The following is a 17,185-nucleotide window of genomic DNA, read 5'->3' on the forward strand; positions in this document are numbered from 1 at the left end:
CGCTAAAGCAACAGGTCTTTGGACATGCCGCGCCGCTGGAGCAACCGCCGCAATGACTGCAAGGCTTCCACCTGGATCTGCCTCACCCGCTCCCGGGTGAGCCCCAGGCTCTCGGCCAGTTGCTCCAGGGTCGCCACCTCGTGGCCGTTTAGGCCGTAGCGGCGCTCGATCACCCAGCGGTGCTTTTCCGAAAGTTGCTGCAGCCAGTCGCGCACGCAGTGCTCGAGCTGGGTTTGTTCGAGCCACAGATCGGGCGTCGGGTTGGCCTCGTCGGGGATGGACTCCCCGATGGAAAGCATGGGGTCGATGTCCAGAGGCGCGTCCAGGGAGGCGGTGCGCTCGTTGAGGGATAGTACCCGGCGCACCTCCTCCACAGGCCGGTCCAGCAGGTGGGCCACGTCCTCGGCGGTGGGCTCCCGCTCGGAATGGGCCTCCAGGTGGCGCATGGCCCGCAGCACGGTGTTCAGCTCCTTGATCACGTGCACCGGAAGCCGGATGGTGCGGGACTGGTTCATGATGGCCCGTTCGATGTTCTGGCGGATCCACCAGGTGGCGTAGGTGGAGAAGCGGAAGCCGCGCTCCGGATCGAATTTCTCCAGGGCGTGCATGAGCCCCAGGTTGCCCTCCTCGATCAGGTCCATCAGCGCCACCCCGCGATTGACGTAGTGCTTGGCGATGTTCACCACCAGCCGAAGGTTGTGCTCGATCATCTTCTGGCGCGCGGCGAAGTCGCCCTGGCGGGTGAGCCGGGCGAGGCGCAGCTCCTCCTCCGGGGTGAGCAGGGCGTTGTGCCCGATCTCGTTCAAATAAAGCTTGGTGACGTCGGAAAGGAGGTCGCCGGTCAGCGCTTCCGGCTCATACAACGTCTCTTCGGAAGCGAGAGGCGGCTCCGGGGTCGGCTCCAGGGACTCCTCTTCGTGGGAAAAGCTGTCGTTGCTCATGAAGCCCTGTCCGCCGGCAGATACTTGAGGGGATCCACCGGTTTGCCGTAGCGCCGAATCTCGAAGTGCAGCTTTACCTGGTCGGCGTCCGTATTGCCCATCTCCGCGATCTGCTGGCCCTTGGCGACGCTCTGCCCTTCTTTCACCAGGATCTCCCGGTTGTGGGCATAGGCCGACAGGTAGGCACTATTATGCTTGATGATGACCAGCTTTCCATAGCCCCGCAAGCCGCTGCCGGTATAGACCACCTTGCCAGGGGCGCTGGCGTACACCGGCTGGCCCATCCGGCCGGCGATGTCGATCCCCTTGCTCCCCTCGGAGAAGCGGGAAATGAGCTTGCCGGTCACGGGCCAGGCCCAATCTATCTCCCCGTCCCCCTCCGGGTCCGGCCCGGGCCTCGCCTCAGGCTTGGGGTCGGGTTTCGCCTCCGGCTTGGGCGGGGTGGCCGACTCGGGCTTCGCCGCGGCGAGCGGCGTCCCGCTTTTCATCCGGGCGAGGGCCTCCGCCGAGTAGGGGAGCTTGTAGCCCTTCGGCTCGGTCTTAAGGGTGACCGAATCGCCCAGGGGCTTCGCCTCGATGCCCGAAGGCACGACGAGGGGCGCGGTGACCACTCCGCCCGGCTCGCTCGCGGCGGGTGCGAGGGCCGCCGGCGGGGCCGGACGCTTGAGCTTGAGCTCGCGCCCCACCGGGAGCGTCCCCGGGTCGGTGATGCCGTTGATCGCCGCCAGCTCCCGGTAGTCCATCCCGTGCTCCAGGGCAATGCTGTAGAGGGTATCGCCCCGCTTGACCACGTAGACTTCGCCGCGGGAATCCGCCCGGGACGGGGCGGGGACGGTTTTGGCTTGCGGGGCAGCGGACGGGGTGCGGTCGACTACCGGGGCCCCCTGGCGCACGGGCGCGCAGCCCGCCAGCAGGAGGATCCATACGAAGAGAAGCGGGCGTCGATGCCGGTGCATGCGGGATTCGCGGAGTGCCGAACAGCCCCCTCAGCTCACCACCCCAGGAATCAACGGCACAAACTTCACCGACTCGAGAGCGCTTTCCCTGATCCCACTTTCGGTCCGCTCGATCAGGTGCAACACTTGCTCCTGGGCGCCGAGGGGCAGGACCATTCTACCACCGACTTCTAACTGTTCCGTGAGGGAGCGCGGTACGTGGGTCATGGCGGCGGTGACGATGATGCCGTCGAAGGGCGCCGCCTCGGGGATGCCCTGCTGGCCGTCCCCATGCTTCAAGCGCACGTTGTAGAGGCGCAGGTCGCGAAGCGCGGCGCGGGCGCGCTTGAGCAGCGCGCCGATACGCTCCACCGAATATACTTCCTTCGCCAGGCGCGCCAGGACCGCGGTCTGGTAGCCGCAACCCGTGCCCACTTCCAGCACCTTCTTCAGCACCTGGCCGCCCCGCAGCGCCTCGGTCATGCGGGCCACGGTGTAGGGGCTGGAGATGGTCTGACCGAAGCCGAGGGGCAGGGCAATGTCCTCGTAGGCCCGGCTCGCCAGCGCCTCGTCGACGAACAGGTGCCGCGGGAGGCTGCCCATCACGGCGAGCAGCTCCTCGTCCCGAATGCCCCGTTCGCGCAGGCGCTCCACCATGCGGGCGCGGGTGCGCATGGAGGTCATGCCGATGCCGTCGAAGCGGGAGGTCATTCGAACCTGCCCGGGCGCGAAGCCGTGCCCTGGCCCACGGCTTCCGGGTCCCGGCCGGAGCCCTGGAGAGCCGGGGGACGCGTCTGATGCTGCGGGTCGCCGGTGCTCCCCTCTCGGCCCTGGAGGCGCTCCCCGTAGGCCTTCAGCCACTGACGGCACGCCTCCATCTGGGTGAAGCGGGTGAGATCCGCCTGCAGCGGGGTGAGCGACACCGCCCCCCGGGCGACGGCGTGGAAATCGGTGCCTTCGCCCGCGTCCTGGGCGGCCCCCGCGGCGCCCACCCAAAACACGGTCTCCCCCCGGGGATTGACGCTTTTCACCACCCCTTCCGCCTTGTGCCGCTTGCCGAGGCGGGTGACCTGGATGCCGGCGAGCCGTTCGAAGGGCAAATCCGGCACGTTGATGTTGAGCAGCACGGGCTCGGGAAACGGCTCCCGCTGATGGCGCTCGATCAGGTCGGCGACGATCCGGGCCGCCGTGTCGAAATGCTTGTCCCCGTTGGACACCAGGGACACGGCGATCGACGGGATGCCCAGCATGTAGCCCTCCATGGCCGCCGCCACCGTGCCCGAATAGATGGTGTCGTCGCCCATGTTGGCCCCGTGGTTGATGCCCGAGACCACCATCTCTGGCATCTCGTCAAGGAGCCCGGTCACGGCCAGGTGCACGCAGTCGGTGGGGGTGCCGTTCACGTACAGGAACCCGTTGGCCGCGCGCCGCACGGTGAGCGGCCGATCCAAGGTCAGGGAGTTGCTCGCCCCGCTGCGGTCGCGCTCCGGCGCGACCACCGTGATTCTTGCGATTTTGGCGAGGGCTTCGGCGAGGGCGGCGAGACCGGGAGAGAAATAGCCGTCGTCGTTGCTCAGTAGGATCCGCATGGGACAGAAGTCGGAAGTCAGAAATTAGAACACGACCTGCGACCGCCTGGATCGATGCCGCGCGTCCGACGCTTTCTTCGGCTTGCGCCCCTGACTTCCGCCTTCTGAAAAACTGGTCGGGGCGACTGGATTTGAACCAGCGACCACCTGCACCCCATGCAGGTACGCTACCAGGCTGCGCTACGCCCCGAACGCGCAACGGATTATAGCAGAGAACGGGACAACGGCGCGGGTGCGCCCGCTGGGGAACCTTCGCCGGGGGTCCCTCAAAGGCGCAGGGATTCGATAACTTCCTTGAGCTCGCGCTTAAGCTCCCGCAGATCGAGCGGGGTGGAGGCCGCGACACTCGCCCCCTCTTCCAGGCGATGGCGGGCACCGCTGATGGTGAAGCCCTGCTCGTAGAGCAGCTCGCGAATGCGCCGGATCAGCAGCACTTCGTGATGCTGGTAATAGCGCCGGTTGCCTCGCCGCTTGACGGGCTTCAACTGGGTGAATTCCTGCTCCCAGTAGCGCAGGACATGGGGCTTCACCCCGCATAGCTCGCTCACTTCACCGATGGTGAAGTAGCGCTTAGCGGGAATCGGAGGCAACTCTTTGCTGGGCGTTGTCGGGTCCACGATAGGTCTGCTCGACGAGGGCTTTCAATTTCTGGCTAGCGTGGAAGGTCACCACCCGGCGGGCGGTGATCGGGATCTCCTCGCCGGTCTTCGGGTTGCGCCCGGGGCGCTGGGGCTTGTCCCGCAACTGGAAGTTGCCGAAGCCGGAGAGTTTCACGCTGTTTCCGTTTTCGAGGGCTACCCGGATCTCCTCGAAAAAGGACTCCACCATGTCCTTGGCCTCCCGCTTGTTGAGGCCGACCTTTTCGAACAACAGATCCGCGAGCTCGGCTTTTGTTAACGTCATGGAAATTCCCCTTAAATTCGAAGCTTGGCCTGGAACTTGTGCTCGAGGGCCCGCACCAGCAGGGCCACCAGTTCCTCAACCTCCTGGTCGGTAAGGGTTTTCTGAGTATCCTGGAATAACACTCGGAATGCAAGGCTTTTTTTCCCGGGGGGAAGGCCCCCTCCCCGATACACGTCGAAGAGACCCACTTCCACCACCCGGTCCAGGTGGAGTCCCTCCAGGGCGTCCAGCAAGGCCTGGGCGGGCAGCCCCTCGTCCACCAGCACGGCGATGTCGCGGCGTACCAAAGGCAGCTTGGAGACCGGCTGGGCAGCGGGAACTGGCACCCGCAGCGCCTCGGCCAGCTCCACTTCGAACAGGACGGGGGCCTCGGGCAACTCGTATTTTTGCTGCCAGCGGGGATGCAGCGCGCCGATCCATCCCACCTCTACCCCTTCCACCACCACGGCCGCCGAGCGCCCGGGGTGGAGGGCCGGATGGGACCGGGCCACCGTGCGCACCGGCCGGGGGGCAAACAGAGCTTCCAGATCGGCTTTCACGTCGAAGAAATCCACATTCCGGGCCGCCTCCCCCCACTGCTCCGGCAATGCCTCCCCGTAAGCGAGGGCGGCGATGCGCGCCGGCTGGCGCAGTTCCCCGTCTTGACGAAGGAAACAACTGCCTACCTCGAACACCCGCACCCGGGGCTGCTGGCGACTCAGGTTGTAGCGAAGACACTGGAGCAGGCCTGTCCACAGGCTGCCCCGCATGACCCCCATCTGGCTGGCGAGGGGATTCAAGAGGCGCACGGGCTCCCCGTTCCCCGTAAGGTCCCCATTCAGCGCCTCGTCCACGAAGGCATAGGTCACCACCTCCTGGTAGTCCCGGTCCACCAGCCGCTGGCGCAGGGTTTCCTCGCGCCTCACCCCTTCGGGAACCGGGCGTATGGCGGCCACCCCCGAAGGCAGGGTCGCCGGGATGCGGTCGTAGCCATAGAGCCGGGCTAGCTCTTCGATCAGGTCCTCCTCGATCTGCAGGTCGAAGCGGTAGGTATGGGGGGTGACGTAGAACACGTCCCGCTCGTCGACGAAGCGGAACTGGAGCCGCCGCAGCAGCTCGCTCACCTTGGCCGCATCCAGCTCTATGCCCAGCAGGCGCTGCGCCCGCGCCACCCGCAGCCGGATGGGCTCCCGCTTGGGCAGCGTGCCTTCCACCTGGCCGATCGGCCCGGCGCGCCCGCCGCAGATGCCGAGGATCAACTGGGTCGCCCGTTCCATCGCCTGGCGGGTGGCGGCGTAGTCCACGCCCCGCTCGAAGCGGTGCAGCGACTCGGAGGTGAAGCCCAGGCCGAACGCCTTCCCCGCCACCGCCTGGGGGCTGAAGAAAGCCGCCTCCAGAAAAACGTCGGCGGTGGCCGCGCCGACCGCGCTGTCCGCCCCGCCCATGATGCCGGCCAGCGCCAGCGGTTTCGCGGCATCCGCGATCACCAGGAACGGGGCGGTTTCCACCCGCTGCCCGTTGAGCAGGGCGAGCCCCTCCCCCGGGCGCCCGAAGCGCACCACGATTCCGCCTTCGATCCGGGCGAGATCGAAGGCGTGCAGGGGTTGCCCCAGCTCCAGCATCACGTAGTTGGTGACGTCGACGAGGGCGCTCAAGGGACGCACGCCGCTGCGCTCCAGGCGCTGGACCATCCAGTCCGGGGTGGGGGCGGCGGGATTCACGCCGCGGATCACCCGGCCGCAGTAGAGGGGGCAGGCGTCGGGAGCGTCCACCTGGACGGGCAGCGCGTCTTCGATGCTCGCGGCCACCGGCTCGATTTCGGGCAGCCGCAGGCTGGTGGCGGTGATGGCCGCCACTTCCCGGGCAACCCCCGCGACGCTCAGGCAGTCGCTGCGGTTGGGGGTGAGCTTCAAGGTGAAGAGCCGGTCATCCAGATCCAACGCTTCCCGCAGATCCACCCCCACGGGGGCATCCGCGGGCAGCTCCATTAACCCCGATGCCTCCTGGGACAGGCCCAGCTCCCGGGCCGAGCACAGCATGCCCTGGGAAACCACGCCCCGCACACTCACCTCCCGGATGGCTGATTCTGGCAACCGGGCGCCCACTAGGGCGCACGGCGCCTTCATGCCGGGGCGCACGTTGGGCGCGCCGCAGACGATGGTGAGGGGATCGTCCCCCGCGTCCACGCGGCATACCGAGAGGCGGTCCGCGCCCGGGTGTTTTTCTACCGCCAGCACCCGGCCGACCACGACCCCGCTGAAGGGCGGCGCGACTGGCTCCAACGCCTCCACCTCAAGCCCGGCCATGGTGAGGGCCTCCGCCAGCTCCTCGCTGGTGAGGGGCGGATCCACGAAGCTGCGGAGCCAGTGTTCGGAGAACTTCATGGCCCTGGGGCCTAATTGAACTGTTTCAGGAAGCGCAGATCGTTTTCAAAAAACGCCCGGATGTCGTTGACGCCGTAGCGCAGCATCGCCAGCCGCTCGACACCGAGGCCGAAAGCGAAACCCTGATAGCGCTCGGCATCGATGTCGACAAACTTCAGCACGTTGGGGTGCACCATGCCGCATCCGCCTATCTCCAGCCAGCCCTCGCCGAAACTCATGTCGATCTCGGCGGACGGCTCGGTGAAGGGGAAAAAGGACGGCCGGAAGCGCACCTGGAGGGTGTCCCGCTCGAAAAACCGGCGCAGGAAATCGGCCACCACCCCCTTGAGGTCGGCGAAGGTGATGTGGTTGTCGATCCACAGGCCCTCCACCTGGTGGAACATGGGGGAGTGGGTGGCGTCCGAATCCACGCGATAGACCTTCCCCGGGGCGATGATCTTAATGGGCGGGGTATGGCGCTCCATGTAGCGGATCTGGATCGGGGAGGTATGGGTACGCAGGAGCAGCCCGCCCTCCACGTAGAACGTGTCGTGCATGGCCCGGGCGGGATGCCCCTCCGGGATGTTGAGGGCGGTGAAGTTGTAATAGTCGGTCTCGATCTCCGGGCCGGAGGCGATCTCGAAGCCGATGGAAGCGAACAGCTCCTCGATGCGGGCGAGGGTGCGGGTCACGGGATGCATCCCCCCGGTGCCCTGGCCCCGTCCCGGGAGGGTGACGTCGAGGGCCTCGGAGGCCAAGCGTTCTTCCAGCTTGCGCCAGGCGAGCGCCTCCCGGGCGCGGGCGAGGGCCTCCTCCAGCGTCTGTTTCGCCTGGTTGATCCGCGCGCCGGCCGCCGGCCGTTCCTCGGCCGGCAACCGGCCGAGCCCCTTCAGCAGCCCAGTGATGACCCCCGCGCGGCCCAGATAGCGCGCCTTCGCCCTCTCCAGGGCATCCGGGTCCTCGACGCCCTGGAACTCGTTGAGCGCCTCCTGGACGAGCTGATCCAGGCTTTCCATCAACGGCTGAACCATGGGTTTCTCGGGCCCGCCCGCGAACAAAAAGGGAGGCTTCAAGCCCCCGGGGCCGGGCAATCCCTCAGGTGCCGAGGCTCGCCTTGGCTTGCTCCGCGATGCGGGCGAAGGCCGGCTTGTCCAATACCGCGAGATCGGCCAGCACCTTGCGGTCGATCTCGATGGAGGCCTTTTTCAGCCCGTTCATGAAGGCGCTGTAGGTGAGACCGCACTCCCGCGCTGCGGCGTTGATGCGGGCGATCCACAGGGCCCTAAACTGGCGCTTGCGCTGGCGGCGGTCCCGGTAGGCGTACTGCCCCGCCTTCATCACCGCCTGGGTGGCGACCCGGAACACATTCTTGCGGCGGCCCCGGTAGCCCTTGGCCTGGGCGAGTACCTTCTTGTGGCGGGCGCGCGCCGTGACTCCACGTTTGACTCTCGGCATGGGTGCGCTCCTTTACGCGTACGGCAGCATGTTCTTCACCAGGGCCTTGTCGGCCGGGTGAATCATGGTCGTCCCGCGCAGGTTGCGTTTGCGCTTGCGCGACTTCTTGGTGAGGATGTGGCGCAGGTGGGATTTGGTGCGCTTGATCCCGCCGCCGCCCAGCACTTTGAAGCGCTTGGCGGCGCCGCGCTTGGTCTTGAGTTTGGGCACTTTCACTCTCCTTTCTTCGCTCGCCGGGCGGCCCGCATGGGCGGACGCTTCATGACCCGGCGCCGCTTGTATAGCGATCCTTACCTTGGGCCGCTCACTTCTTCTTGGGCGACAGCACCATCACCATCTGCCGCCCTTCCATCTTGGGAAACTGTTCTACCATGCCGTAGGGTTCCAGGTCCGCCTTCACCCGCTCGAGCAGCCGCACGCCGATCTCCTGGTGGGCCATCTCGCGCCCGCGGAAACGCAGCGTCACCTTCGCTTTATCCCCTTCCTGGAGGAAACGAACCAGGTTGCGCAGCTTGATCTGGTAGTCCCCTTCGTCGGTTCCCGGCCGGAACTTGATCTCCTTGACTTGGATCTGCTTCTGCTTGAGCCTGGCTTCGTGTCGCTTCTTGCTCTCCCGGTACTTGAACTTCCCGTAGTCCATGATGCGACAAACCGGGGGCTTCGCCTGCGGCGCGATTTCCACCAGGTCCAGCTCAGCTTCCTCCGCCATTTGCTGGGCGGTGGCCAGGCTCACGATGCCGATCTGCTCGCCGTTTACGCCGATCAGTCGGACCTCGGGCGCGGTGATCTCGCCGTTGATCCGGTGCTGTTTCTCTTGAACGATAGCGTCAGCCCTCCAAGTCAAAAAAAGCTGCGGCCCGCCGCGCTCCGCTCGTCGATACGCGCGGCGGCCACAGCCCTCATCCAGTGCGCCCCTTCTTGGCCAGTTCCCGCTCGACCAGGTTCCAGAATCCTTCTAGGGTCATCGCCCCCAGGTCCTGGTTGCCTCGCGCGCGCACCGCCACTTTCCGCGCCGCCACCTCCTTGTCCCCGACAACGAGCTGGAACGGCACTTTCTGCAAACTATGTTCGCGAATTTTATAGGTTATTTTTTCGTTCCTCAAGTCGCATTCCACCCGCAGCCCCCGGCGCCGCAGCACCTCGCCCACCTCCCGGGCGTAAGCCGCCTGGCCTTCGGAGATGTTCATCACCACCGCCTGGACGGGGGCGAGCCATAGGGGAAACGCCCCGGCGTAGTGCTCGATCAGGATGCCGATGAACCGCTCCATGGAGCCCAGGATGGCCCGGTGGAGCATGACCGGCGTCTTGCGGGTGTTGTCCTCCGCCACGTACTCCGCCCCCAGGCGCTGGGGCATTGCGAAGTCCACCTGGATGGTTCCGCACTGCCACGAGCGGCCGATGGAGTCCTGGAGATGGTATTCGATCTTGGGGCCGTAAAAGGCTCCTTCGCCGGGAAGCTCCTCCCATTGCACGCCGCAGGCGGCGAGCGCCGCCCGCAACGCCCCTTCCGCCTGGTCCCAGATCGCGTCGGAGCCGATCCGCTTCTCGGGCCGCAGGGCCAGCTTGATGGTGACCTCGTCGAAGCCGAAATCGGCGTAGACGCTCAGGGCCAGGCGGTGGAACGCCACCACCTCGGGCTCGATCTGCTCCGAGGTGCAGAAGATGTGGCCATCGTCCTGGGTGAAGGCCCGCACCCGCATGAGCCCGTGCAGCGCCCCGGAAGGCTCGTTGCGGTGACAGGAGCCGAACTCTCCGTAGCGCAGCGGCAGGTCCCGATAGCTGCGTAGCGCACTGTTGAAGATCTGGATATGACCCGGGCAGTTCATCGGCTTCACCGCGTATTGCCGGTTTTCGGACGCGGTGAAGAACATGTTCTCGTGGAAATTGTCCCAGTGGCCCGAACGCTGCCACAGGCTGACGTCCAGGATCTGGGGGCAGCGCACTTCCTGATAGCCGTTTTCCACGTACACCCGGCGCATGTACTGTTCCACCTGCTGCCACACGGCCCATCCCTTAGGATGCCAGAACACCATTCCTGGCGCCTCGTCCTGGGTGTGAAACAGATCCAGCTGGCGCCCGAGCCGACGGTGGTCGCGCTTCTCCGCCTCTTCCAGGGCCTTGAGATAGCGCTCCTGGTCTTCCTTTTTTCCCCAGGCGGTGCCGTAGATCCGCTGCAGCATCTCGTTGCGCGCGTCGCCCCGCCAGTAAGCCCCCGCCACCTTGAGCAGCTTGAAGACCTTGAGCCGGCCGGTGGAGGGCACGTGGGGCCCCCGGCATAGATCCGTGAATCCATCCTGGCGGTACAGAGAGATTTCCTCCCCCTCGGGGATCGCCTCGATGATCCGGGCCTTGTACTCTTCGCCCTGTTCGCGGAAGAACCTGATCGCCGCGTCCCGGGGGAGCACCTGGCGTTCCACTGGGTAGTCCCTTTGGGCGATCTCCGCCATGCGCTTTTCGATCGCCTCCAGGTCCTCAGGGGTGAAGGGACGCTTGTAGGCGAAGTCGTAGTAGAAGCCGTTTTGGATCACCGGGCCGATAGTCACCTGGGCGTCGGGAAAGAGCTCCTTCACCGCGTGGGCCAGGAGATGGGCCGTGGAGTGGCGTAGGATCTCCAGCCCCTCGGGGTCCTTGTCCGTGACGATGGCCACCTCAGCGTCGGACTCGATACGGTAGGAAGTGTCCACCAGCCGCCCGTTGACCCGGCCGGCGAGGGCGGCGCGCGCAAGACCCGGGCCAATGGCCGCGGCGACTTCCGCCACGGTCACCGGCTGGTCGAACGTCTTTTGCGACTTGTCGGGCAGCGTGATGACGACCGACATGGAAATCCTCTCCCGGGGCGCAAAAAAAGTGCGGCCGAGCCGCACCCTTCTTTGAGCGGGGCTCGACCCCTTTTCTCAAGCGTCGGTCGTCATGCGAGTTCGGAACGACATGGGCAACCTGCAAGAGGCTGGTAGGCGCGAGTGGACTCGAACCACCGACCCCCACCATGTCAAGGTGATGCTCTAACCAGCTGAGCTACGCGCCTGAAACGCCCTGAATTCTACCGGAAACCGGGTGTGCCATCAAACCGGAAGCGCACGCGATGGCCTCACCCCAGGCCCGAAGCCCCACCCCGCCCCAAACCAGTGCACGCTCGCCGCGGGCGCACCAAAGACGGGCGCGCCGCCCCGTCGCCCGGCACGGCCAAGGGCATCGGCGGCTCGCCGCAATCAGCTGAAACACAACGTCTTTGACGCCAGTCCTCCGACTGGCATGGTTGTTGCGGACAGGGGCGTCGAACCGCCGCCCTGCAAAGGGCAGAGGTTCACTCACGCGGAGATTGAGCACCCACATCACTCGTCCTCACAAGGGGAGCACGATGAACCGGAAGCAATTCTTGAAAACGGCGCTCGGCCTGGCGGCTGCCCTCTGGTGGGCTGCGCCCCTGCAGGCTGCCGAGACCATCAAGGTAGGAATCCTGCACTCGCTCTCGGGCACCATGGCCATCAGCGAGACGGTGCTGAAGGACGTCGCCCTGATGACCATCGAGGAAATCAACGCCAAGGGCGGGGTCTTGGGCAAAAAACTGGAGCCCGTGGTGGTGGACCCGGCCTCCAACTGGCCCCTGTTCGCCGAGAAAGCGCGCCAGCTCCTTACCCAGGACAAGGTGGCCGTCGTCTTCGGCTGCTGGACCTCGGTATCACGCAAATCCGTGCTGCCCGTGTTCGAAGAGCTCAACGGGCTGCTTTTCTATCCCGTCCAGTACGAGGGCGAGGAGCTGTCCTACAACGTCTTCTACACCGGGGCCGCTCCTAACCAGCAGGCGATTCCCGCGGTCGAATACCTGATGAGCAAGGAAGGCGGCGGTGCCAAACGCTTCTTCCTCCTTGGCACGGATTACGTGTATCCCCGCACCACCAACAAGATCCTGCGCGCCTTCCTCAAGTCGAAAGGGGTCAAGGAGTCGGACATCGAGGAAGTCTACACGCCGTTCGGGCACACCGACTACCAGACCATCGTCGGCAACATCAAGAAGTTCGCCCAGGGCGGAAAGACGGCGGTGATCTCCACGATCAATGGCGACTCCAACGTGCCGTTTTACAAGGAACTCGGCAACCAGGGCTTGAAGGCCACCGACGTGCCGGTGGTGGCGTTCTCGGTCGGGGAGGAAGAGCTGCGGGGCGTCGACACCAAGCCGCTGGTGGGTCACCTGGCGGCGTGGAACTACTTCATGTCGCTCAAGAATCCGACCAACGAAGAATTCATCAAGAAATGGGCGGCGTACGCCAAGGCGAAAAACCTGCCCGGCCACCGGGACAAACCCATCACCAACGATCCGATGGAGGCCACCTACATCGGCATCCACATGTGGAAGCAGGCGGTGGAAAAGGCCAGGACGACCGATGTCGATAAAGTCATCGCCGCCATGGCGGGCCAGACCTTCAAGGCCCCTTCCGGCTTCACCGTGAAAATGGACGAAAAAAACCACCACCTCCATAAGCCGGTGTTCATCGGCGAAGTGCGGGCGGACGGCCAATTCAACGTGGTGTGGAAAAGCAAGGGCCTCGTCAAGGCCCAGCCGTGGAGCCCCTACATCCCCGGCAACGATAAGAAGAAAGACGAACCGGAGAAGAAGTAAGTTGTGCCCGCCCGCGGCCGGGACGCTTCCGGGCCGCGGCGTTTCCCCTTTTGCCTGAACCTGCTTCCTGGGCCTCATAGCGTCGTGAAACGACTGCTGCATCTCATCGCCCCCATCCTGTCGCTACTGCCGCTCTGCGCGCTGGCGATGGCGCCGCAACGGCTCCAGGCCCTGGCCTTCGGCGACAGTGACGAGAAGATCGCCGCGATTCGCGAAATCGCGGCAGGAGGCGACCACTCGGCGCTGCCGGTGCTCCAGGCCCTGGAAAACGCCGAGCTCCACACGACCCCCGATGGCCGGGTGCTCATCGTCAAAGACGGTGCGGTCATCGACGCGGCCACAGGCGGGAAAGTGGAGCCGACGCCGGAACAGCTCGACGAGGTGGTCGTCAACAACCGGATTCGCAGCGAACTGGCGACCGCCATCGCCAGCCTTAAGCTGTTTTCCAAAAACCGCGCCGAGCGCCTGGCGGCGGCACAGGCGCTGCAAGCCGGCGCGGACGAATCGCTGCTGCCGGCGATCTCCCGGGCCCTCGCCCAGGAGACCGACCCCCGGATCAAAGAAAAGCTGCAACTGGCCCAGGCCGGACTGCAGCTGGCCAGCCCCGATCCGGCCACCCGCCTCTCCGCCGTCAGGACGCTTGCCGCCAGCAGCGATCCCAACACCCGGACGCTGCTGCTCGCTTTGCTGGCGAAAAAAGCCGATGGCTACGCCGAGCCCGATCCCACCGTGCGCGCCGAGGCCGAAAAATCCTTGCGGGCGGTGGAGAGCCGGCTGGCGATGGGCGAGCGGGCGGCCCAGGTCTTCAGCGGTGTGAGCCTGGGCAGCATCCTGCTGCTCGCCGCCTTGGGACTTGCCATCACCTACGGCCTCATGGGCGTCATCAACCTGGCCCATGGCGAGCTCATCATGGTGGGCGCCTACGCCACCTACGTGGTGCAGAACCTGTTCCGCAGCCATCTGCCCCATGCGTTCGACTTCTACCTGCTGTGCGCCGCCCCGGCGGCGTTCGTCACTTCGGCCCTCGTCGGCATCGCATTGGAACGCAGCGTGATCCGCCACCTGTACGGGCGGCCCCTGGAGACGCTGCTCGCCACCTGGGGCATCAGCCTGATCCTGATCCAAGGAGTCCGCACGCTCTTCGGCGCCCAGAACGTCCAGGTCGAGAACCCGTCCTGGATGTCGGGCGGTGTAGAACTGATGAGCAACGTGGTGTTGCCCTACAACCGGATCGTCATCATCCTGTTCGCCGGCATGGTCGTCCTGCTGGTGGCCGTGCTGCTCGCCCGAACCCGCCTCGGTCTGTTCATCCGCGCCGTCACGCAGAATCGGTCCATGGCGGGCTGCTGCGGCGTCCCCACCGCGCGGGTGGACACCTACGCTTTCGGCTTGGGCGCCGGCATCGCCGGGCTCGCGGGGTGCGCCCTTTCCCAGATCGGCAACGTCGGACCCGACCTCGGCCAAGCCTACATTGTGGACTCCTTCATGGTCGTGGTGTTGGGCGGCGTCGGGCAGCTCGCCGGCACGGTCTACGCAGCGCTCGGCCTTGGCGTCGTGAACAAGTTCCTCGAAGCATGGCAAGGCGCCGTGCTGGCCAAGATCGCCGTGCTGGTCTTCATCATCCTGTTCATCCAGAAACGACCCCAGGGCCTGTTTGCCCTGAAAGGGCGGACCGCGGAGAGCTGACCGATGCGCACGCCCTTCTGCGTCCGCCTGGGACGTCTCTACGGTCCGGCCGGCTGGACCTCGGTAGCGCTCGCCGCCGCCATCTTGCTGGTCCTGTTCCCGATCCTCAACCTGGCAGTGCCCGCCGGAAGTCCGCTGCACATCCCAGACTACCTCGTGACGCTTATCGGCAAAATCATGTGCTACGCCATGGTCGCACTCGCCCTGGACCTCATCTGGGGCTACGCCGGCATCCTGAGTCTGGGCCACGGCCTGTTTTTCGCCCTCGGCGGCTACGCCATGGGCATGTATCTCATGCGTCAGATCGGCCGCGACGGCCATTACCAAAGCGATCTTCCAGACTTCATGGTCTTTCTGGACTGGAAAGAGCTCCCCTGGCACTGGTGGAACACTGACCAGTTCTGGTACGCGGCGCTGCTCGTGGTGCTGGTGCCAGGACTGCTCGCCTTTGTATTCGGCTATTTCGCGTTTCGCTCCCGCATCAAGGGCGTGTACTTTTCCATCATCACCCAGGCCCTCACCTTCGCCGCCATGCTGCTGTTCTTCCGCAACGAGACCGGCTTCGGGGGCAATAACGGATTCACCGATTTCAAGCGCATCCTCGGCTTTCCCATCGCGACCCCCGAAACCCGTATGGCGCTGTTCATGGTCACCGGAGCCGCGCTCCTCTTGACGCTGATCGCCGCGCGCTTCATCGTCACTTCCAAGCTGGGCCGGGTGCTGACCGCCATCCGCGACGCCGAGAGCCGGATCATGTTCTCCGGCTACAACCCTTTGCACTACAAGCTGTTCATCTGGACGCTCTCCGCCGTCATCTGCGGCATCGCCGGGGCCCTGTACGTGCCGCAGGTGGGCATCATCAACCCCAGCGAGATGTCGCCCGCCAACTCGATCGAGATCGCCATCTGGGTTGCCGTCGGCGGCCGCGGAACGCTCATCGGCGCGCTCGTGGGCGCCGGCATCGTCAACGGGGCGAAGAGTTGGTTCACGGTGACGTTCCCCGAGTTCTGGCTCTATTTCCTAGGGCTTCTGTTCATCGCGGTGACGCTCTTCATGCCGCGCGGAATCGTCGGGCTCGTGCAGCAACTCGCGGCACGCAAACCATGAAAGCCGGAAGCATGGCCGTTGACCACAGCGCCGCCAGCGGCTCGACCGCCTTCGGTCACGTCCTGCAGCCGGGCGAGCTGGATATCTCCCACGGCACCATCCTCTACCTGGAAAACATCAGCGTCAGCTTCGATGGGTTCAAAGCCCTCAACGACCTCAACCTGGTCATCGACGCGGGGGAGCTGCGATGCGTCATCGGCCCCAACGGCGCCGGCAAGACTACCATGATGGACGTGATCAGCGGCAAGACGCGCCCGGACAAGGGAAAAGCGTTCTTCGGCCAGACCATCGACCTGACGCGCCTCACCGAGCCGGAAATCGCCCAAGTCGGCATCGGACGCAAGTTCCAAAAGCCCACCGTGTTCGAGCAACATACGGTGTTCGAAAACCTGGAGCTGGCGATGAAAACCGACAAGGGCGTGTTTGCCAGCCTATTCGCCGAGCTGGACGACGTCCAGCGCGACCGCATTGCGGAAACGCTGCGCCTGGTGCAACTGGCCGATCAGGCGGACCGCCCGGCCGGGCTCTTGTCCCACGGCCAGAAGCAGTGGTTGGAAATCGGCATGCTCCTGATGCAAGAGCCCAAGCTGTTGCTGCTGGACGAGCCGGTGGCGGGAATGACGGACGAGGAAACGGAGCGCACCGCAGAGCTGTTCATTTCCCTCGCTGGCCGCCACTCCCTGATCGTGGTGGAGCACGACATGAAGTTCGTCAGCCACATCGCACGCAAGGTCACCGTCCTGCATGAAGGCAGCGTGCTGACCGAAGGTTCCATGGAGACAGTGCAGAACGACCCGCGGGTGGTCGAGGTGTATCTTGGACGCTGAATCCTTGACCGCCGAGGTATGGAGCTTCCATTCGAAAAACGCGAGAAAGTTGTTTTCTCCGCCTCTGCCCGCGGTTAAACGCCCATATGCTGAGCGTTGAAAATCTCAACCAGTTCTACGGCGGAAGCCACATCCTGCGCGACGTGAGCTTCGAGGTGCCGCCAGGGAAGGTGACGGCGCTGCTGGGCCGCAACGGCGTGGGCAAAACCACTCTGCTCAAGTGCCTGATGGGCGTCATCCCGGCAGCTTCGGGTACCATCCGCTTCGCCGGGCAGGATATCACCCGCTGCCCTTCGCACCGGCGCGCGCGGACCGGCATCGGATACGTGCCTCAGGGGCGGGAGATTTTTCCCCGACTCACGGTGGAGGAGAACTTGCGCATGGGGCTTGCTTCGCGCCATCCGGCAACGCCGCTTCCGGCGCGCATTTTCGAGCTGTTTCCCGCGCTCAAGACCATGCTCAGGCGCCGCGGGGGCGACCTCTCCGGCGGCCAACAGCAGCAGCTTGCCATCGGCCGAGCGCTCGCCATGACGCCGAAGATGCTCATCCTGGACGAGCCGACCGAGGGGATCCAACCCTCCCTGATCAAGGACATCGAGCGCGCGATCCGCACGCTCGCCGAAGGCGGTGAAATGGCCATCCTGTTGGTGGAGCAGTACTACGATTTCGCCCGCTCGCTGGCCGACCAGTACCTGGTCATGGAACGCGGCGAAATCGTCAAGCGCGGCGCGGGAGCCGACATGGACCGCGACAACGTGCGAGGCTACCTCGCCGTATAATTC

At 65.4% G+C, this 17,185-nt stretch carries 16 protein-coding genes, 2 tRNA genes and 1 pseudogene; 5 read left to right on the top strand and 14 right to left on the bottom strand.

What is annotated here, in order from left to right:
• Window positions 1-2: 2 nt before the first annotated feature.
• The 14 genes and pseudogenes from rpoS to ACUVYZ_RS10030 form a co-directional block, all read right to left on the bottom strand.
• On the bottom strand, window positions 3-941 hold the full coding sequence (rpoS, locus tag ACUVYZ_RS09965; RefSeq protein ID WP_439934429.1) for an RNA polymerase sigma factor RpoS: 939 nt from the start codon (window positions 939-941) through the stop codon (window positions 3-5).
• Window positions 938-1,897, bottom strand: coding sequence for a peptidoglycan DD-metalloendopeptidase family protein (locus ACUVYZ_RS09970; protein WP_439934428.1), 960 nt, complete (start codon window positions 1,895-1,897; stop codon window positions 938-940). Before ACUVYZ_RS09970 ends, rpoS begins: the two co-directional genes overlap by 4 nt.
• A 30-nt stretch (window positions 1,898-1,927) precedes the next feature.
• Complete coding sequence (locus ACUVYZ_RS09975; RefSeq protein ID WP_439934427.1) at window positions 1,928-2,587, bottom strand: protein-L-isoaspartate(D-aspartate) O-methyltransferase; 660 nt, start codon at window positions 2,585-2,587, stop codon at window positions 1,928-1,930.
• 140 nt (window positions 2,588-2,727) lie between these two features.
• Window positions 2,728-3,465: pseudogene (surE, locus tag ACUVYZ_RS09980) on the bottom strand (5'/3'-nucleotidase SurE); the annotation flags it as partial.
• A 113-nt stretch (window positions 3,466-3,578) separates the two neighbouring features.
• Window positions 3,579-3,655, bottom strand: a tRNA-Pro gene (locus ACUVYZ_RS09985).
• A gap of 76 nt (window positions 3,656-3,731) precedes the next feature.
• The gene (locus tag ACUVYZ_RS09990; RefSeq protein WP_439934426.1) at window positions 3,732-4,082 is read right to left on the bottom strand and encodes a MerR family transcriptional regulator; all 351 of its coding nucleotides are present in this window, start codon (window positions 4,080-4,082) and stop codon (window positions 3,732-3,734) included.
• Window positions 4,036-4,368: an integration host factor subunit alpha gene (locus ACUVYZ_RS09995; protein ID WP_333843682.1), complete on the bottom strand. Its 333-nt coding sequence runs from the start codon at window positions 4,366-4,368 to the stop codon at window positions 4,036-4,038. Before ACUVYZ_RS09995 ends, ACUVYZ_RS09990 begins: the two co-directional genes overlap by 47 nt.
• 11 nt (window positions 4,369-4,379) lie before the next feature.
• A complete protein-coding gene (gene pheT / locus ACUVYZ_RS10000; protein WP_439934425.1) occupies window positions 4,380-6,731 on the bottom strand; it encodes a phenylalanine--tRNA ligase subunit beta in 2,352 nt (783 codons plus the stop codon).
• An 11-nt stretch (window positions 6,732-6,742) separates the two neighbouring features.
• Window positions 6,743-7,726: a phenylalanine--tRNA ligase subunit alpha gene (gene pheS / locus ACUVYZ_RS10005; protein WP_439934451.1), complete on the bottom strand. Its 984-nt coding sequence runs from the start codon at window positions 7,724-7,726 to the stop codon at window positions 6,743-6,745.
• 79 nt (window positions 7,727-7,805) lie between these two features.
• Window positions 7,806-8,165, bottom strand: a complete 360-nt coding sequence (rplT, locus tag ACUVYZ_RS10010; protein WP_439934424.1) for a 50S ribosomal protein L20 — start codon at window positions 8,163-8,165, stop codon at window positions 7,806-7,808.
• Between the two features lie 12 nt (window positions 8,166-8,177).
• Window positions 8,178-8,375, bottom strand: coding sequence for a 50S ribosomal protein L35 (gene rpmI, locus ACUVYZ_RS10015; protein ID WP_439934450.1), 198 nt, complete (start codon window positions 8,373-8,375; stop codon window positions 8,178-8,180).
• 94 nt (window positions 8,376-8,469) lie between these two features.
• Window positions 8,470-9,009, bottom strand: coding sequence for a translation initiation factor IF-3 (gene infC / locus ACUVYZ_RS10020; RefSeq protein ID WP_439934423.1), 540 nt, complete (start codon window positions 9,007-9,009; stop codon window positions 8,470-8,472).
• 55 nt (window positions 9,010-9,064) lie between these two features.
• Complete coding sequence (gene thrS / locus ACUVYZ_RS10025) at window positions 9,065-10,984, bottom strand: threonine--tRNA ligase (RefSeq protein WP_439934422.1); 1,920 nt, start codon at window positions 10,982-10,984, stop codon at window positions 9,065-9,067.
• A 129-nt stretch (window positions 10,985-11,113) separates the two neighbouring features.
• Window positions 11,114-11,190, bottom strand: a tRNA-Val gene (locus tag ACUVYZ_RS10030).
• 333 nt (window positions 11,191-11,523) lie between these two features.
• Here ACUVYZ_RS10030 and urtA point away from each other — a divergent pair.
• The 5 genes from urtA to urtE all read left to right on the top strand — a co-directional run bounded on the left by urtA (window position 11,524) and on the right by urtE (window position 17,182).
• Window positions 11,524-12,783, top strand: coding sequence for an urea ABC transporter substrate-binding protein (gene urtA / locus ACUVYZ_RS10035; RefSeq protein WP_147799861.1), 1,260 nt, complete (start codon window positions 11,524-11,526; stop codon window positions 12,781-12,783).
• Between the two features lie 147 nt (window positions 12,784-12,930).
• Window positions 12,931-14,469, top strand: coding sequence for an urea ABC transporter permease subunit UrtB (gene urtB, locus ACUVYZ_RS10040; RefSeq protein WP_439934449.1), 1,539 nt, complete (start codon window positions 12,931-12,933; stop codon window positions 14,467-14,469).
• A gap of 3 nt (window positions 14,470-14,472) precedes the next feature.
• Window positions 14,473-15,576, top strand: coding sequence for an urea ABC transporter permease subunit UrtC (gene urtC, locus ACUVYZ_RS10045; protein ID WP_439934421.1), 1,104 nt, complete (start codon window positions 14,473-14,475; stop codon window positions 15,574-15,576).
• 11 nt (window positions 15,577-15,587) lie between these two features.
• Window positions 15,588-16,403, top strand: coding sequence for an urea ABC transporter ATP-binding protein UrtD (gene urtD, locus ACUVYZ_RS10050; RefSeq protein ID WP_439934420.1), 816 nt, complete (start codon window positions 15,588-15,590; stop codon window positions 16,401-16,403).
• A gap of 86 nt (window positions 16,404-16,489) precedes the next feature.
• Window positions 16,490-17,182: an urea ABC transporter ATP-binding subunit UrtE gene (urtE, locus tag ACUVYZ_RS10055; protein ID WP_439934419.1), complete on the top strand. Its 693-nt coding sequence runs from the start codon at window positions 16,490-16,492 to the stop codon at window positions 17,180-17,182.
• Window positions 17,183-17,185: the final 3 nt, after the last annotated feature.

The organism is Pelomicrobium sp. P1 (genome assembly GCF_052805615.1).

Excerpts from the sequence above, each read along its gene's own strand:
- pheT (WP_439934425.1), bottom strand. The coding sequence starts at position 6,731 with ATGAAGTTCTCCGAACACTGGCTCCGCAGCTTCGTGGATCCGCCCCTC.
- ACUVYZ_RS09995 (WP_333843682.1), bottom strand. The coding sequence starts at position 4,368 with ATGACGTTAACAAAAGCCGAGCTCGCGGATCTGTTGTTCGAAAAGGTC.
- rplT (WP_439934424.1), bottom strand. The coding sequence starts at position 8,165 with ATGCCGAGAGTCAAACGTGGAGTCACGGCGCGCGCCCGCCACAAGAAG.
- ACUVYZ_RS09970 (WP_439934428.1), bottom strand. The coding sequence starts at position 1,897 with ATGCACCGGCATCGACGCCCGCTTCTCTTCGTATGGATCCTCCTGCTG.
- urtA (WP_147799861.1), top strand. The coding sequence starts at position 11,524 with ATGAACCGGAAGCAATTCTTGAAAACGGCGCTCGGCCTGGCGGCTGCC.
- urtB (WP_439934449.1), top strand. The coding sequence starts at position 12,931 with ATGGCGCCGCAACGGCTCCAGGCCCTGGCCTTCGGCGACAGTGACGAG.
- urtE (WP_439934419.1), top strand. The coding sequence starts at position 16,490 with ATGCTGAGCGTTGAAAATCTCAACCAGTTCTACGGCGGAAGCCACATC.
- urtC (WP_439934421.1), top strand. The coding sequence starts at position 14,473 with ATGCGCACGCCCTTCTGCGTCCGCCTGGGACGTCTCTACGGTCCGGCC.
- rpoS (WP_439934429.1), bottom strand. The coding sequence starts at position 941 with ATGAGCAACGACAGCTTTTCCCACGAAGAGGAGTCCCTGGAGCCGACC.
- thrS (WP_439934422.1), bottom strand. The coding sequence starts at position 10,984 with ATGTCGGTCGTCATCACGCTGCCCGACAAGTCGCAAAAGACGTTCGAC.
- ACUVYZ_RS09975 (WP_439934427.1), bottom strand. The coding sequence starts at position 2,587 with ATGACCTCCCGCTTCGACGGCATCGGCATGACCTCCATGCGCACCCGC.
- urtD (WP_439934420.1), top strand. The coding sequence starts at position 15,588 with ATGGCCGTTGACCACAGCGCCGCCAGCGGCTCGACCGCCTTCGGTCAC.
- pheS (WP_439934451.1), bottom strand. The coding sequence starts at position 7,726 with ATGGAAAGCCTGGATCAGCTCGTCCAGGAGGCGCTCAACGAGTTCCAG.